Origin of the sequence: Pseudoalteromonas luteoviolacea, assembly GCF_000814765.1 — a bacterium.
Classification (GTDB): Bacteria; Pseudomonadota; Gammaproteobacteria; order Enterobacterales; family Alteromonadaceae; genus Pseudoalteromonas; species Pseudoalteromonas luteoviolacea_H.
Genome location: NZ_JWIC01000006.1, coordinates 188,680 through 206,254, shown reverse-complemented (window position 1 = coordinate 206,254; position 17,575 = coordinate 188,680). Strand labels below are relative to the sequence as shown.

Below are 17,575 nucleotides of genomic sequence, written 5' to 3'. Positions count from 1 at the left end.
ATCTATATTTTTTAATATAGTATCACCGTTCTATACTTAACTCATGTCACTGTGGTTACTGACCGGCGGCCCAATAAAAGGATTTATGCTAGTGAGCTTTTTAAGACGATTCCATAACATCGTGTCACAGCAAAACATAAGTACAACAGAGAAAATTCAGTTATTACTTAAATTTGGGCTTGAAATCTTTGATCTGGAGATAGCCATTGTCAGTGAGGTTACTGATGCAACCTACACTATCTTATATGTTGAGTCAGACAACGCAGAGCTTACTCCACAGTGCAAATTTGACTTACAAGGCACATACTGTGTTCATACGCTTAAAGCCAACAAAGCGCTGTCATTTCACCATGCTGGTAATAGCGACATCTCAAAGCACCCCTGCTATACGCAGTTTCAGTTAGAATCTTATATTGGCGCGCCTATTCGCGTTGCTAACCGAACGTTTGGTACAATCAACTTTTCTGCCGCTAAAGTTAGTCAACCTTTTACAGCTGAGCACATTGATTATGTTGAATTATTTGCACAGTGGCTAGGCTTCGAACTGGCTAGAATTGAGTCAGAGGTTAGGTTAAAAGACAATTACAAGACGCTAAAAAAGGTTGAACAAGTTGCCGCCATCGGGAGTTGGAGGGTTAATATGTCCAATCAGCAAGTATTTTGGAGCGATGAAACAAAGAAGCTTCATGGTATAGACTTAAATACGACCCCTTCCCTCTCTGAATGGGTGAAATTTATTGACAATGAGTTATATCAACAAAAGTTTTTACACGCCATATCTCATGCCAAAAATGACGGTGAATCGTGGGAATTAGAGTTTCCAGCAACCACAAAGGATAAGCGCAAAATATGGCTTTCATGCCATGGCGAAGTTGAATCTAAAGACGGTGGATGCATTAACCTAATCGGCTCACTCCAAGATATCACCAAAGATGTTCAACTGAGAGAAAAGTTGAAAAATCAGAAGCTAGAAGCTGAGACACTTTTAAATGAAAGAAGTTTATTACTCGCAAAAATAAGTCATGAAATGAGAACACCATTAAATGGAATTAATGGATTGCTCTTAAACGCAATGGATGAACCTGAGCAAGGAAAAGTGACCGAAAATATACAATTGGCACTGCGCAGTACAGAGGTATTAACTAGCTTAGTCAATGAGATATTAGATTTTTCTAAAATTTCCCAGAAAGGCCTCTCTCTGGCTTATCATCAAAGTAACATCACGCGTATTATTTACGATGTCGTCGAGTTATCAAAACAGTTAGCCGACAAAAAAAACATTGAATTTTCATATAGCATCGACTTACCGCCACAATGTTGGGTCAAATGTGACCCTGTTAGGCTGAATCAGATCATCACCAACCTGATCAGTAATGCCATAAAATTTACCGACTGCGGTGGCGTTGAATTAAGAGCATATGCAAAAGAACGGCAACCAGATATAGATTTATTCATTGAAGTCAATGACACAGGTATAGGCATGTCGTCTACCAGTATCAAACATTTATTCGACCCATTCAAACAAGGTGAAAACGAGGTTGGTAGCCATTTTGGAGGGACCGGTCTTGGTATGTCCATTGTGAAAGAGCTCATCGAGCTGATGCAAGGCACCATCGAAGTACACAGCATATTAAAACACGGTAGCCAGTTTAAGGTGTGTATCCCATTAACCAGTGCACCAGAGCCTAAAGCTAAGACCCTACCATCCACTAAAGAGTTTGATGCCTCAAAATTAGCGGTCTTAGTTGTTGAAGATAACGATATTAATCAAAAGGTCATCAGCGCTTTTTTAAGCAAGTTTAATATCATTCCTGATATTGCTCCCAATGGTAAATTAGCAATTCAACAATGCGAGCAAAGCACATACGACATTATTTTTATGGATAGCATAATGCCTGTTATGGACGGGCTGACCGCCACTAGCACCATTTTAGACAAAGGGCTAGTAGCAGAGCATTGTCAAATTATTGCCATGACAGCCAATACAGACGAACTCAGTCAAAAGCACTTTGCAGCTGCTGGCATGCATGACATACTCCCCAAGCCCATTGATTTTATGACGCTTGGCCGAATTATCGCGGCTTGTATAGAAAAAACACCGTAAATAAGCGCAAAGACTAGGACGTCAAATAGTGAATAACATCTTCGACATCGATCATTCTTTGAAGCCATGCTTTATATTGCTCAAATGGTAAAGGTCTTGATATAAAATAGCCTTGCCCAATATCACAGTGATAACTCTGTAGCTGTCGATAGCTCCCCTCACTCTCAATCCCCTCAGCAACAACAACAGAGCCTAAGCTGTGAGCCATATCGCATGTTGCCTTACAAATGGTCTGATTGGTTTTCGAACTTTCTACATCCATAACAAAACGCTTGTCAATTTTAAGTTTATCAAAGCCCAGTTGGCTCAAATAGGCCAAGGATGAGTACCCTGTACCAAAATCATCAATGGCAACGCGCAATCCGATGCTGCGATAATCAGCCAAAGTATCAAACAGTATATTTTCATTTTCAACGGTTGCTGACTCCGTCACTTCCAATACAATTTGTGATGGCGCCAATGCATACTGATTCACCAGTTCAATGAGTTGCACCGTCAGTTCTTTACGACCAACATCTTTTCCTGAGATGTTAAGTGATAAAGTATGGGACGGTAATAACTTGATAATCTCCGCCTGTTGTTTTAGGCCAGTTTCAATGACCCACTCTGTTAGCTCATATACAATGCCTGAAGACTCGGCGATCGGGATAAACTCGCTCGGCGGTACAACTCCCAATTCTGGATGATGCCATCGAAGTAACGCTTCTGATCCATATACTCGGCCCGTGCCTAAGTGTAATTGCGGCTGTAAATATAGACTCAGTTGCTCACGCTCAATGGCCACTTTCAAAGCCGACGCAATTTTTATACGCCTTTGAGACACAATGGAGTTGCCAAAATCAAATAATTGCCATTTATTTGTTCCCGCTGGCTTTGAAGCCATTGCTTGCATTGCACACTGGATCAAAGAATCTGAATTTGTTGCATGAATAGGATTACTTGCTACACCAATTTCCAATTGATCAACTAGCAAATCACCTCCAAAATCTACCCCTTCTTCAAAACTGGCCGATAACACACAAACAAACTGCTCTACTTGGCTCAGCTCAAATTTACCCATCAAAATAATTGCAAACAAGGAGTCATCCAATCGGTATATTGAAGTATGCAAACTATCGTGCCCTGCAATCACTGCATTCCCGTATGTGTTAAGCTGTTCACTCACTTTATTGAGTAACTTTTTTAGGTGCGCATTGGCGTAACTCCATCCCATATTTAACCGAATGGTTTGTAATACCAAAGGTCTAAATAACAATAAGGTATGATCTTTATTCTTTTTCCCCAAAGACTCTAAACTTTGCTGCAGCATATAACGGTTTGGTGCACCAGTATCCTTGTCATGTGTTGCATAAAAGAGCAGCTGTTTTTTCTTATTCTTGTCATGCCAATATAAAAAAGAAGCGAGCAAAATGATGTGTGTAGTGATTAATACGTGGTTTAATATCGATGTGTCTATGGGTAAATAAATACCAAATTGATTAACAAATACATAGGCTTTGAACGCAAATACAGGTAACCAAGTAATCACAATCGCGAGTACTTCACTTTTGTGCAGCTTAAACTGGTTCGCCAACACAAGAAAATAAACAGCACCACACACTAGGCTTCCGAGGAAGTTAAACACGAGAGAGTGCTGGGCCTTTAAAGGAGCAACCAGTACTATGAGCAATCCTAAAATCCAAATAGAAACGCTCACCAAGCGAGCAAATGCAGGTTCTGCGCGTTTAACCACCATAAAATAATTGAGAAACAACACAGCGAAAATGAGAGATAGTAAATATATTTGGCTCTGGTAAAGGGCAAAATAACTTGCGACCTCACTTGGAAAAACAAGATTGTTAGCCCCGGTAGACACACCGCTTTGAATACTAACGCAAACAAAATAAGCGGTTAAAGCAGCAAGGCCCTTTCTAGATTGGCTTGCCGCCATTAAAAAAACAAATAACGTGATAAAGTAATGAATACCACTGCTCACCCCTATCACAAACAGCCGTCTGTTTAGTGCTTTCCCATACTCTTCTGTAGACATAACTGACAGAGAGAGCATGCCACTATACTTTGCCTGAACCTGAATATAAATATCGTAATTTCTGGCATCGTCGACCAGGGTGATTGACGGTAATATATGCGCATTGGGTGCTAAATGCGCCACTTCTGGTGATACGAATTTATATTCTGTCACCTTACCATCAGCAACTTGATATAGTTTCAAGGTCCCTTCTATCGAGCTAGTAATGACAACCAATTCATCACTTGCAATGCTTGAACTGGTGACTTTTACCCAAAGCGTTTCTCCCTTGACAAATTTAACACCCTCGTTCGCAGTGTCAAAGCTGAGTTTTCTGTCTATAACCGTGTCAACCGTCAATTGATTTGATGTATCAGTAAACTGTTTAACCGTACTTTGTTGTGACGCAAGCGCACACTGCCCGACAACAATAAGCCAAATAAATAAAATTAACTTCTTTATATACAACCACATACCCACCTCCTTGAGTAAGTGATTTTGATCGGCTATCCATGAGGACTATCACAATCATGCCTACCTAACACAGATCAGCTAGGTACCCTAAAACTTCATAGATAAGTATGTAGGCTGAGAGCACATTTGCCAGTATTTGTAAGAAATAAAGTGCGCAATATGTTCTAAAAGCGACGTTTAATCATCGGTAAAAATAATTTCCACGCCTGCCGACTGCGATGATTGAAGATTCAGCATACTACTAATTAGTTGCGCACTATAGATGTAATGGTCAGCAATACTATTGCCTTGCTTAATAATGTTATCACCTTTTTCCGATCCCTCTCTAATATGAATATCCAACGGGATTTCAGCCAATAAAGGGACGCCATGACGCGCAGCCAACTCACTGCCACCATCGCTACCAAACAACGCATTTTTCTCACCACAGTGCTGGCAGTTAAAATAACTCATATTTTCAATCAAACCAATAATCGGTAAGTTCACCTGAGAAAACATGGCAATACCTTTTTGTGCATCTGCCAACGCAAGATCTTGAGGCGTTGTTATGATAACCGCGCCGCTCGCTGGTAACTTTTGCGTCATCGTGAGTTGGATGTCACCCGTACCCGGTGGCATATCTACGATGAGATAATCAAGTTCTCCCCAATCAGTCTCATTTAACAACTGGTTGAGTGCTTGAGACGCCATAGGGCCTCGCCAAACAGTCGCATTTTCAGCAGGTACCAAATATCCAATCGACATCGTATTTAGTCCATACTTCTGCATTGGATTAAGCGTCTTATCATCCTTTGCACTTGGCTGCTCACCGACTAACCCTAATAGTGATGGAATTGAAGGTCCATAAATATCTGCATCAAGCAAACCGACCTTAGCACCTTCCTCTTTCAATGCAAGCGCCAAATTCACCGCCGTCGTTGATTTACCTACCCCTCCCTTCCCTGATGCGACTAGAATAATATGTTTGATTTTTTTAAATTTATACGTATCAGGTATATTGGTTTTGATCGAGATATGAACATCTTTAATGTGATGCGTAAACAGGTATTGTTCAAGCTGTTTGCTCTGGGTACAGGCTGCAAAAGGCAACTCAATTTCAACTTTGTAATCAGATGTATCCTTTTTAACAGATATTATCCACTCCGTTAAAATACCCATAGGAAAAATAGCACTGCGATACCCATTTAATCGCATCACAATCTCAGTTTCAGTTGGATCTTCTTTACTAAAAAACTTCTTGATGCCAAACATACAAATAAAACGCCATCAGGTGATGAAAAGAACGCAGGAATTATGTAACATTCGATAAATTAAGACCAGTCAAAATCGCGTTATTAGGGCATAATCCAGTTAGACAAAAAAATTGTTCTCAATTTCACCGTCAAATTGAGTGCAAAGTTTACGCTGGCGTTAGCCATAACGGCTAATTAACCATGGGAAAACTATGACAAAGAGAAAAATTCTCATTACAAGTGCATTACCATATGCAAATGGCCCAACACATTTAGGGCACCTACTTGAATACATTCAGACTGATATTTGGTCTCGCTTTCAAAAAATGCGTGGTCATGAGGCTTACTACGTATGTGCAGATGATGCGCACGGTACGCCGATCATGTTAAACGCCCAGAAGCAAGGGATCACGCCTGAAGAAATGGTCAAAAACGTAAGTATCGAAAGACAACGTGACTTTGCTGATTTCAATATTGTTTTTGACAACTACCACAGCACCCATAGTGATGAAAATAAAGCACTTAGTGAGTTAATCTATACTCGCTTAAACGACAAAGGCCACATCAAAAAGCGCACTATTTCGCAGCTTTTCGACCCAGAAAAAAACATCTTTTTACCTGATAGATTTGTAACTGGTACTTGCCCTACATGTGATGCAGTTGATCAAAATGGCGACAGTTGTGATGCCTGTGGTGCCACTTACAGCCCAACAGAGCTAAAGGACCCTCGCTCTGCGATGTCTGGTGCGACTCCTATTTTGAAAGACTCTGAGCACTTTTTCTTTGACCTGCCTGCTTTTGAAGGCATGCTTAAAGAATGGCTTCACTCTGGCAGTTTGCAAGCTGAAATGGCTAACAAACTAGAAGAATGGTTTGCTGAAGGCTTACAACAGTGGGATATTAGCCGTGATGCACCTTATTTTGGTTTTGAGATCCCTGGTGCGCCTGGTAAGTACTTCTATGTATGGTTAGATGCGCCAATTGGTTACATGGCGAGTTTTAAAAACCTATGTGATAAAAGTGGCATCGACTTTGATGCGTTTTGGGGTAAAGACTCTGACGCAGAACTGTATCATTTTATCGGTAAAGATATTATCTACTTCCACAGCCTATTTTGGCCAGCAATGCTTGAAGGTGCTGAGTTTAGGAAACCGACCAATGTATTCGCACACGGTTTCGTAACGGTAAATGGCGCTAAAATGTCTAAGTCAAAAGGTACATTCATTAAAGCTCGTACCTACCTTGAGCATTTAGACCCAGAATATCTTCGCTATTACTATGCTGCTAAGCTCAACAGCGGTATTACAGACTTAGATTTAAATCTTGAAGATTTTGCACAGCGTGTAAATTCAGATCTAGTTGGTAAAGTAGTAAATATTGCTAGCCGTTGTGCTGGTTTTATCACTAAAAAGTTCGCAGGTAAGTTAAGCAATGAAATCATGGACGAAGCACTACTAGCAGAGTTCAGCGCAGTTTCGGATACCATTGCGACACATTTTGAGAATCGTGAATATAGTCGTGCCATCCGTGAAATCATGACACTTGCAGACAAAGCAAACCAATTCATTGACGCGGAAGCGCCTTGGGTATTAATCAAAGACGAAACGACTCAAGAGCGCGCGCATCAGGTGTGCTCGCTTGGCTTGAATATGTTCAAGATTATCCTGACTTACTTGAAACCAGTCTTACCGGGCATGAGTGCAAATGTTGAGCAGTTCCTTGCGACTGAACTAACGTGGGAAACAGTTTCTCAGCCATTAGTAGGCCATGAAATTAATAAATTTAAAGCACTAATGCAGCGTGTAGATTTGGATAAAGTAAATGCAATGGTAGATGCTTCTAAAGAAAGCTTAGAGCCCGCTAAGCCGGCTTTAGACCCTAACAGCCCGCTGGCTAAAGAACCAATCGCAGACGAAATTGAATTCAATGACTTTGCTAAGGTTGATTTACGAGTAGCTAAAATCGCCAAAGCTGAGCATGTTGAAGGCGCGGAGAAGCTACTTAAACTAACGTTAGATTTAGGTGGTGAAACTCGCCAAGTATTTGCAGGCATCAAGTCCGCTTATGCACCAGAAGACATTGAAGGCAAGTTGACCGTCATGGTTGCTAATCTTAAGCCTCGTAAGATGCGCTTCGGCATGTCTGAAGGTATGGTGCTTGCAGCAGGTCCTGGTGGCAAAGAAATATATATCTTGAACCCAGATGATGGTTCTGAGCCAGGTATGCGCGTAATGTAACCTCATACCTAACATTGGGGCATGGTAATGACACCCATGCCCTGTATTTAAAAACTAGAATCTATTCCTCTTGGGTATTATTTATAATATTCCCTTCGTTATTATCCTGCTTCTTTATAGTACTTTAGTATTTCCCGAATTATTTGTTACTTAGCTCTTTATAAAAGTATCAGGGTATACCCAAATTAGGTTATCACGTTCTTACAGTCCAATTATTTCCAAACATAAAACAATTAAAAAGCAATCATAAATACCCTATCTAATAATGCTTTAACTAAAACACATCTCGCGATAAAGTAATTTTTAATAACATGTAAAAAGGAAATTATAATGAGAATAAAATCAGTGCTACCTATCGCGATAGTCATCCATACAACCGCCGTTGCTGGTACAGTGATTCATGATACCGATGGAACACCTGGCAGAGTAACATACTATAGCCAAGCCTCCATAAACGTTATGGTAACGCAATCTAGTTCTGCATATGATGTTCGCATATACACTCCCAACCCCACGAGCAATATACCTTGTCAATCTGCGGCCGTTTACACGCTCAATGATCATCGTTTACTAACAGAAATGGAAATTCAAGGCAAAATTCTTACTGGCCAAATACCAAAAGGGTATGAAAATAAAGAAAAGTACGTTGAACTTCGTTGCACTAATGAAAATGGTTCAACTGAACATATACGGCATCACATTGCACCTGCGCCCAAAATCAAACTAAAGAGTCAACTAGATGCAAAGCATTGGCTTGACGGCGATCACCTTTATCCAGGTTTTTATCAAGATGTCCGATATCGTGCAACCCTTAATATTGACAATAGCGAGCCAGCTGGCTTTTGTATCGCTTCAAGTATTGAAAGTGACTCTCCGCTACAATTACAACCATGGCACAATGATGGATTCACTGATGACATAATTTCATTTGATGAAGCTATTTATTATGATGCCAGAACAGGCAGAATTGCGACGCAAATAATTTGTCGAAATACGGGTGGCACCACACAGCTATTAGAGTATTGGAATATACAACAAGATAATATCGACCACGATATTTTCATTACAGTAAAGTAGTGCATTTAACCCATATAAAATTAGACTGGTTTTACATTAAGTTTAATGAGCGCTGGTCTATTATGTTTATTTACGCTCGTTCACTTGCCGAATAGGTACTTTCAATTTCACTTCGAGCCCTTTGCCTGGCTTTGACCATGCTGATATCTCGCCTTTCAGTAATTGCGTAACCAAATTATAGACAATGTGCATACCTAAACCACACCCCCCTTGACTACGCTTAGTCGTAACGAATGGGTCAAACATAGTTTGTAAACTGCTCTCTCCCATCCCTACCCCATCATCTTTATAAGTTAACGTCCAAAGCCCTTCAAGCTTCTGAACTATCACACTTACACTGCCTTGATCTGCTCCCTCAAAGCCATGCAATATCGAGTTGTTATATAAGTTTGTTAGTATTTGATACAAAGCGCCCGGATAAGTATCCACATCAATACTCTCATCCCCATCAATTTCTAATATAATTTGCTTGCCATTGGCTAATGGGCTCAAAGACTTGAAGACATCCTCTACATAACACTTAACGTTTATTTCCCTTTGAACTTCACTTGAATGATCGACTGCGACCTGTTTAAAGTTACTGATAAGCTCCTTTGCCCGATCCAAATTTCGGCTCATCAGTAAGTAGCCTTCCTGCTGCTCCTCGATAGACTGCTCTAAATCTGATTGCTTCAGTGTCTGATTTTGCAATTTAGTTGATACTTGCTTAAGGCTTTCCTGATTATATGAAATAGCGGTAATAGAAATCCCCAATGGTGTGTTGATTTCATGTGCGATCCCAGCAACAACATTACCCAAGGAGGCCATTTTCTCACTTTCAATGAGCTCTTGTTGAGTCCGTTTAAGCTCAATCATGGCTTGTTCTAATTTTTGGTTTTTTTGGTAAAGTTCATCGGTACGAACCGCAACTTTTATTTCCAAATCTTCATTCAGCAACTGCAAGGCATTTTGATGTGCTTTGAGCTCTGCAATATCCTTTAGCGACCCCGCCAACCGCTTCACTTTTCCATGGCTATCTCTGCTGACCACCTTGCCTCGCTCGAGCACCCACGTCCACTTTTCATCAATTGTTTTTACTCTAATGGCAATTTCATAAGTATCCTGCTCCCCCTCTAAACATGCCTCCAGTTTTTCTTCCCACCCAATGTAATCTTTTGGATGTATAAATTGCACAGCATCATGGACAGACATCTCAGCCTGACAATGGCCATATTCAATCCTAGGCTTTACACTGTGACGATAAATCTTATCGGTATCGATATGCCAATCCCACATTTCATCTTGGCTGGCCCACAAAGAAAGCTCTAGCCGTTCTTGCAGCTCATTCATGATTTTATTATCGTTAACGACTTGCTGAAAACGCTTTTGCCTTAACCTAAACCAAAATACAAGTAACATGGAGGCGATTAAAAAATAAATCGCTTTAGTATACTTACTCCACCACCATGGAGCGTTAATTTGAATATCAAAGTGATGGATTGGAGATGTTTGATTGAAGCGATTAATGGTATAGGCTTGTACTTGATAACTACCAGGACTTAGCTTCAACAAATTAATTTGTCTAACCCCATCGGCAAGTTTTAACCACTGCTCACTGAGCCCGACAATTCGATAAAAAAACCTTAATCCTTCAGAGCCATAATCCAAACTAGAATAATGCAAAGACACAATATCTTGATCATATTCTAATTCAAGAAAAGTGGTCAGTTCAGGAGCGAGTTTTAACTCACTGTGAGTAGATGGGTGTAACGTTCTTCCTAACAGCTCAATATTAGAGGTTAAAAGGGGCCTAATTATTGGGGATATTGTAATTTGCTCTGGGTGAAATTGATTAAACCCATTAGAGCCACCAATGAACACGCGCCCATCTGGCGCTAGCCAGCTCGCATTATAATTAAACTCATTGCCCTGAACACCATCAACCGGTAAGAAGTTATCAATTTTAAAATCATGAATGCTGATTCTGGATAGCCCACCACTCGTGCCAAACCACACGTGGTCCTGTTTATCAAACAAAAGCGCCCAAATTGCACTGTTGGCCAACCCATCGGCTTTTTTAATGACTTTAACAACTGAGAAAGTACTATCAATGACAGAAAGCCCAGTTTCACTGCCAGCCCAAATACGCCCAAAACTGTCTTCTTGGAGCATAAACACAATATCAGAAGCCAAAGAGTCAGCTATCGTTAACTGTGATAACTTACCATCTTCATATTTAAAAAGGCCATCACCAATACTACCGAATATGAGCGAATTGCCTTGAACAAGTAATGATGAAACATGGCTGGGTGCATTATCCATGGCTAGGAATGGCTCTAGTTTACTCGTAGACTCATTAAAAAATAATAATCCCATGGTGCGAGAGCTAACTAACACTCTCCCCTGAAACTCAATAATATCGTTAAAACTTAATTCAGGTCCTTTCCCAACATCAGGAATAATATTGAGTAATTCGCCCCCTTTTAACTTAAACCGATAAACACCTAATCCGCGAGTCGCAATCCACATATATTCATCACGAATAAATAGCTTGGTTATGAATGCGTTCTCAACGACGGACAGTTCGGGAAAAACATGATGTGCTTGTTTAAACCCGGTTCTATCAAAAAAGTACAAACCGGAGGACGTTGCAAGCCAAAGTCGATCAAAGCGATCAAGCGCAAAGTTCCTAATGTCGGGCTCAGGTAATGGACTATGTGGGTAGTTATATTCACTTACATGACCAAAGTTCTCACTGAGCTGGCTAATAAAGTGTAACCCGCCAGTTTCAGTACCGAACCACAAGTCATGATTACTATCAACCAATACAGACATAATGCTGTTGTCTTGCAGACCTAACCCTTGGCCCTCATGCTTGAACCAATGCTTCTTAAGATTGCCACTTAAGTCATACAAATATACGCCATAATTACTGCCTACAAACAACCGGTCAGTTGAAATGTGGAGGTTATTTAGCTCTAGTCCCATCCCCGTGCCAACTTCTATTTCCCACAGAGTTCGCTCGTACAAAGTATCATAACTCAGTAGTTTGTTATCTTTTGTGATTAAAAATACCCTTTCACCACGCAGCGCCATATACTTGAACTCACCCGCTAGCAATACGGCGTTCCTGTCAGACTGCATGTGATAAACCATAAAACCACTTTCGGTTATGTAGTAAACTTGGTTGTTGTACGCTATTGCATGGCTTGGAAAGCGCCCTTGTAAATTAAATGATTGAACTTCAAACGTACTTTTATCAATCAGATAAAACTCGTGGTTTTCTGTTGTAACAGATATAAAGTTACCAATGCAGTTTAGGGTTTTGACTCTATCTGAGGTAATCGCTTGATAGTTGTCTTTCAAAAAGCTCTGAAACCGCCCAGTCACGGTGTGATATGCGCTCAACCCTGTACTGGTGGCTATCCACACGGTTTCGCCGCTGTGGCATAGTCCAGTCACAAACGATCCCGCTAACTCTGACGCATTTTGTTGTTTACTGGTGAATTGTTTGAATTCATGGCCATCAAAACGATTGAGCCCCGCTTGAGTGCCAATCCAAATGTAGCCTAGCTGATCCTCAGTCAGTGCCATGATCGTCACTTGACTCAAGCCTGATTCATAGTCGAACCGCCTCATAACCTGAGACGTATCGGTAAAAACAGGGCTCGCAATAGACATGCTGAAACTGAGCAGAAACAGCATAACGCAAATGGCTATACATGCTGTTTTACTGATCAAAGCGATTACACATAAGCGCAGGGTCACTAGCATAAATACCACTTAAGTCTCTATAGTTAAAGGTAACTATAGCAAAAGCTACGTATCGCGCTTAACTCTGTGTGGTTTAGTTCAAATCAAACTGAGTGACTTCTCCAGTTCCGTGTAAAAGGGTGTAACCTTTGAGCTTACCATTTTCCATGTTGACCAAACTAATTGCAGAATCAGACACTAGATAGCGACCATTTTCATAATCGGATTTATGTTTTGAAACAGCAAGTTGCCAACGCTTTGTGAATAAATTAAACGGGCTCCATGGAGCGAATAATGCAATATCTAGCTTCTCTAAAATCGCTAATAAGCCTTTGGGAAACTCATTTTTTATCCCAGATGCAGTGAGTTGCCAAATGCGGTTATGATGTCGACCAAACCTTGCTTGCACAGAAAAACAAAATGAATAATGTACATCACCGGATAAAATAATCGTCTCTTTTGGTGTGTCTTCTCGTTTAAAAATATTGATGAGCTTTCTGGCGGCACCTTCGTGAGCCATCCAATTTTCTACATCAACAACTAAAGGATCACCACAAGAGTTAAAAATTGATTGAATAGTCTCAATTATCTTAACTCCGAACACCGGAGCTGGGCTAACCAACAACACGCTTTCATGATTAACAAGTACATCTTGGAGCTCCATTAAACTTTCCCAGTCCAACAGTCCACTAGGCTCATCAAAATCTTGTTCACTTCGCCACCTATGTGTTCTGGTGTCGATCACAACCACTTTTGGCGTTGTATCTAAGCAATAATGCCACTGACCAAAACGCGCGATCTCTTTATCAAAGTGCTTAAAGTCCCATGTTTGTTTATGCAAAGCGTGATGGAAACTTGCCAGTAAACTCCCCGACGCTTGCTGAGCATCATTTCCGAGCCCTTGAAACAGCCAATAGCTAATCAGTCCGTTGTTAATTATGCGCTTACTCACGGCTGAATTGGCAATATTCTGTTCCCATCGAGGGGTTAGGTTCCAGTCATCTGTCACATCGTGATCATCAAACATCATCAGTGTAGATACATTCGCCATCAACCTTTCCACTTTTGGTAGAGTAGAAATAAAGTCCTGCAATGCTCTAGACTCAGCTTCAAAGCATGTAACTTGCTTGTTATTCAGCGTACTGGTGTCAAATTCAAAAGGAGATACAAGTTGCCAAGCTTGCGCGCTAAAGTTTAAAACATAAAAAGCAATAAATTCTTCAATTGTAATGAGGTGATTGGCAGCCTTCACACTTGAAAAATGTGGCTCATCTTTACGCAGCCAGTAGCCAATAGAGAATTTACTTCTATTATTCCAAGGCTCTTTTGGCAGATGCAAGTCTCTGCTATAAAGCTGCTGGTCCAGCGTTTGCGGTAATGAAAGACTCAGCGACGCTTCTTTATAAATCCCCAACACATCGATCAATTGATGCACTGCAACCAGCATTGGACCCGCAACATCATCGGCATAAACCTGATCGCCTGACAATATCAGTAAACCCGCCCTATCATGACTATTTTTGTAGCTGCGAGCCATATAAGCATCCGCTTCAGCGAGGCTATCCTTACTCGGATGATGTGGGTTTCGGCAAGAGCCATGCAAAACGTTTGAAAGTACTTTTGGCACAACCAAAGCCGTATTGCCTTGGTAACTGAACCCCGTCATATCAATCGGGCTATTGTCACTAAACACTTGATAAGGCAGTTCAATATCTGTGGCAAATGCAACGTCGAGTGGCTTTACATTAAGTAAAACGAGAAACAGAGACTCACCCAGCTGTATGTCAGTTTGCTCAGATTGCGTCTGATATCCACTAAACTCAACCCTCAAGCGAACTTTTTGGGTGGTCAAAAATTGAAAGCTTATCTGGTTTGATTCAGCTCTGCGGGCCACCGGCCCGCTTAAAAAGGTAGGTAGGTTAACTTGGTTAACTGCCATTACTACGACTTGCTAGATTAAAAAGCTGATAAAAGTTATCTGTCGTCGCGCGCGCAAGTTCTTTATATGAAAGGCCTTTAAGGTCTGCAACAAAATAAGCGACATCTTGTACATAGGCTGGTTGATTCGTCTTGCCTCTGTGAGGTACAGGTGCCAAATAAGGAGAATCAGTTTCTATTAATAACCTATCCAAAGGCAGCTTTTTCACAACATCTTGTAACTCTCGCGCGTTTTTAAACGTTGCTATGCCTGAAATAGAAATGTAAAAACCCATATCTATGGCTTGCTTGGCCATATTCCAATCTTCAGTGAAACAATGTAGTACACCACCACAATCCTGAGCATTGTTTGACTTCATAATATCGATGGTGTCTTTTCTGGCATCTCTTGTATGAATGATCAGCGGCTTTTTTAATTCATTGGCAACTTCAATATGACCAACAAAGCTATCTTGTTGCACTTGATGCGTGTCTTTTGAGTAATAGTAATCTAACCCTGTTTCACCAATCGCAACAACCCGAGGGTGCTGCGCTAGTTTTAACAGTTGCGCTTTATTCAGAGCATCCTCTTGATTAAGTGGATGCACACCGCATGAAGCTGAAACATCATTAAAAGGCTCAATAACCTTTAGCATATTTGGGAATTGGTCCAGCGTTACACTTACACATAAAAAGTGCTCTACTTGCCTGTCGCGGGCTGCCTGCAATACTTCAGGCAATTCAATATTTAACTTGCCGAAATCTAAACGGTCAAGGTGACAGTGTGAATCTACAATCATTACTACTTCTTACATCGTATAGGTTGGTTTGTCTAAGTTCAGTGCTGTACCCAGCATTTTAACTATCTTATCGTTTATTAATTCAAATTCAGCATCGAAACTTACGCCAATGCCCGGGGGATTGGAATTTTGAGCACCTTGGGGAGTGATCCAAACAACTTTGCCAGTCACCTCCTCCTCTTCAAGTGCGTCAGGTAGCATCACTCTCATTGAGACCGGAGTCCCCATATCAAACCTACTGTTTGTTTTAACAAAAAGGCCACCATTCTTTAAATACGGCATGTAGCTTCGATACAACTCATCATTGTCTTCAATATCAACTAATAGTTCTTGCATGATATCAATCCTGTTTCAATACGCACTGAAGTCCAAACACCAAATTAGACAAGCTAAGAGTTTTATTTATACCTAAAATCTTGTGGTGATCGGACATGTATTTTTCCATCTTTTGGGTGCAATTATGAAACTGCACAAAGTTTATTTGCCCGACAGCCAGCTGCTGCTTGAACACCTCAATTAAAAAGCGTGTAAAAACAGCATGTAAGCTAACGTCTTTCGATAGTGTACTCTCTAACGTATTTATATCAACAACGCTTGTAATATCATGAGCGACTTTCCACAATTCATCAACATCAGATATTAGCCCTTGGTTAGCCCAAGCCTCTAGCAGTAATGGCTGCTCTGAAAACGTCTCAGCCCAAAGGTATTCTTGGCTCGTTATGCCTTTAGATACTAGCCATTGTTGCGACTCGGTTTTATTTTTAACTGCAACTCGCACTTGATTACATCGACTCAATACGGTTGCTTTAACCTTAGATAAATCGTTACAAGTCATCAAAATATAACGTTTAGAGGCTGGCTCCTCCAACGTTTTTAACAATGCGTTCGCTGCTGACTCTGTCATTTTTTCTATTTGCTCAATAACGACAACCTTATTTCCTCCCTGCTGAGCAGAGTGAAAAACAAAGTCATTTAATGCACGTACCTCATCAACACCAATACTGCCCGTATCGCCAGCCAAATAAAGTAAGTCAGGGTGATTTTGTGCACGTAACAACAAGCAACTCTTACATTGCCCGCAACTTGAAAGCACTTCAGCACTACGAATACACAATAAATCTTCGCTCAGTTTACGAACCAATTCACTTTTCCCGACGCCAATTAACCCATGAATTAATTGAGCATGATGAAAACGATTTCGCTCGAAGCTGTCTTGTAGTTGTTTACGTACCAAATCAATCCAAGGGTACATTATGCGACGCCTATATTACAAAAATACATCATATTTAACGCACCATAAGCTCATCTACAACCTCAATGCATCGCTTAAGCACTTCCTCTTGAGAATAACTGGCATCAATGACAGCAAATGATTCCGGCGCAGCTTTTGCCTGGATAAGATAACCTTCACGTGCTCGATTAAGAAAATCGAGTTTCTCAACCTCAAGTCGATCTAACCCTTCTCCTCTTTGCTGCACTCGCTGCAGACCCAGTTCAGGATCAAGGTCTAGAATTATATTGAGATCTGGTTTAAAGCCATTTAATGCAAGGTTGTTAATTGTCTCAATCGTATGGAGATCAATGCCTCGAGCATAATGCTGAAAGCTAAAAGTGGCGGCATCGAAGCGGTCAGAAATCACTACTTTGCCCGACTCTATCGCTGGTTTGATTTTTTCTTCGATATGCTGAGCTCTTGCCGCACCAAACAACATCAACTCCGTTAGATCGGTCATTTGCGGTGTGTTCGGATCTAAAATAACTTCCCGGATCTTTTCACCGATGTCTGTACCACCAGGTTCACGAGTTAAAACAACTTCATACCCTTTTGAAGTTAAATACGCTTCAATACCTTTAATAACTGTCGTCTTTCCTGCACCATTGCTGCCATCACAGACTAACATGAACCCTTTGCTCATTATCACTTACTCAAATTTTTATGCTCTTATGTAATACACCTATACTACCGCCTTTTTCATGTTTAATCAGTAGATCCC

General features: G+C 40.8%; 11 protein-coding genes. 3 read left to right on the top strand and 8 right to left on the bottom strand.

Going from position 1 to position 17,575, the window contains the following annotated elements:
• Positions 1–91: 91 nt before the first annotated feature.
• Entirely contained in the window at positions 92–2,104 is a 2,013-nt protein-coding gene (locus JF50_RS12385) for a GAF domain-containing hybrid sensor histidine kinase/response regulator (protein WP_039610154.1), read from the top strand.
• Between the two features lie 13 nt (positions 2,105–2,117).
• Here JF50_RS12385 and JF50_RS12380 read toward each other — a convergent pair whose 3' ends face one another.
• Positions 2,118–4,586 (bottom strand): putative bifunctional diguanylate cyclase/phosphodiesterase, encoded by a 2,469-nt coding sequence (locus JF50_RS12380; protein WP_052262276.1) that lies wholly within the window; start codon positions 4,584–4,586, stop codon positions 2,118–2,120.
• 177 nt (positions 4,587–4,763) lie between these two features.
• Positions 4,764–5,837, bottom strand: coding sequence for an iron-sulfur cluster carrier protein ApbC (gene apbC, locus JF50_RS12375; protein WP_039609773.1), 1,074 nt, complete (start codon positions 5,835–5,837; stop codon positions 4,764–4,766).
• Between the two features lie 193 nt (positions 5,838–6,030).
• On the opposite strand from apbC, the gene metG reads away from it, so the two are divergent.
• Positions 6,031–8,055 carry a methionine--tRNA ligase gene (metG, locus tag JF50_RS12370; protein WP_039609772.1) on the top strand — a complete coding sequence of 675 codons (2,025 nt, stop codon included), beginning with the start codon at positions 6,031–6,033 and terminating at the stop codon, positions 8,053–8,055.
• 330 nt (positions 8,056–8,385) lie between these two features.
• On the top strand, positions 8,386–9,132 hold the full coding sequence (locus JF50_RS12365) for a hypothetical protein (protein ID WP_039609771.1): 747 nt from the start codon (positions 8,386–8,388) through the stop codon (positions 9,130–9,132).
• Between the two features lie 66 nt (positions 9,133–9,198).
• Here JF50_RS12365 and JF50_RS12360 read toward each other — a convergent pair whose 3' ends face one another.
• From JF50_RS12360 to tmk, 6 genes are all read right to left on the bottom strand, one after another.
• On the bottom strand, positions 9,199–12,885 hold the full coding sequence (locus JF50_RS12360; protein WP_080760228.1) for a two-component regulator propeller domain-containing protein: 3,687 nt from the start codon (positions 12,883–12,885) through the stop codon (positions 9,199–9,201).
• Positions 12,886–12,958: 73 nt separating this feature from the next.
• Positions 12,959–14,803, bottom strand: a complete 1,845-nt coding sequence (locus tag JF50_RS12355; protein ID WP_039609770.1) for a metallophosphatase — start codon at positions 14,801–14,803, stop codon at positions 12,959–12,961.
• The gene (locus tag JF50_RS12350) at positions 14,793–15,581 is read right to left on the bottom strand and encodes a TatD family hydrolase (RefSeq protein ID WP_039609769.1); all 789 of its coding nucleotides are present in this window, start codon (positions 15,579–15,581) and stop codon (positions 14,793–14,795) included. The genes JF50_RS12355 and JF50_RS12350 overlap by 11 nt, the downstream gene beginning before the upstream one ends.
• A 9-nt stretch (positions 15,582–15,590) precedes the next feature.
• Positions 15,591–15,917 (bottom strand): PilZ domain-containing protein, encoded by a 327-nt coding sequence (locus tag JF50_RS12345; protein ID WP_039609768.1) that lies wholly within the window; start codon positions 15,915–15,917, stop codon positions 15,591–15,593.
• Between the two features lie 4 nt (positions 15,918–15,921).
• On the bottom strand, positions 15,922–16,833 hold the full coding sequence (gene holB, locus JF50_RS12340) for a DNA polymerase III subunit delta' (RefSeq protein WP_052262275.1): 912 nt from the start codon (positions 16,831–16,833) through the stop codon (positions 15,922–15,924).
• 34 nt (positions 16,834–16,867) lie between these two features.
• Complete coding sequence (gene tmk / locus JF50_RS12335; RefSeq protein ID WP_039609767.1) at positions 16,868–17,497, bottom strand: dTMP kinase; 630 nt, start codon at positions 17,495–17,497, stop codon at positions 16,868–16,870.
• Positions 17,498–17,575: the final 78 nt, after the last annotated feature.

Bases quoted from the DNA above. Each gene is read 5' to 3' on its own strand.
- JF50_RS12345 (WP_039609768.1), bottom strand. From the start codon at position 15,917: ATGCAAGAACTATTAGTTGATATTGAAGACAATGATGAGTTGTATCGA.
- JF50_RS12355 (WP_039609770.1), bottom strand. From the start codon at position 14,803: ATGGCAGTTAACCAAGTTAACCTACCTACCTTTTTAAGCGGGCCGGTG.
- JF50_RS12365 (WP_039609771.1), top strand. From the start codon at position 8,386: ATGAGAATAAAATCAGTGCTACCTATCGCGATAGTCATCCATACAACC.
- JF50_RS12350 (WP_039609769.1), bottom strand. From the start codon at position 15,581: ATGATTGTAGATTCACACTGTCACCTTGACCGTTTAGATTTCGGCAAG.
- metG (WP_039609772.1), top strand. From the start codon at position 6,031: ATGACAAAGAGAAAAATTCTCATTACAAGTGCATTACCATATGCAAAT.
- apbC (WP_039609773.1), bottom strand. From the start codon at position 5,837: ATGTTTGGCATCAAGAAGTTTTTTAGTAAAGAAGATCCAACTGAAACT.
- JF50_RS12380 (WP_052262276.1), bottom strand. From the start codon at position 4,586: ATGTGGTTGTATATAAAGAAGTTAATTTTATTTATTTGGCTTATTGTT.
- holB (WP_052262275.1), bottom strand. From the start codon at position 16,833: ATGTACCCTTGGATTGATTTGGTACGTAAACAACTACAAGACAGCTTC.
- JF50_RS12360 (WP_080760228.1), bottom strand. From the start codon at position 12,885: ATGCTAGTGACCCTGCGCTTATGTGTAATCGCTTTGATCAGTAAAACA.
- tmk (WP_039609767.1), bottom strand. From the start codon at position 17,497: ATGAGCAAAGGGTTCATGTTAGTCTGTGATGGCAGCAATGGTGCAGGA.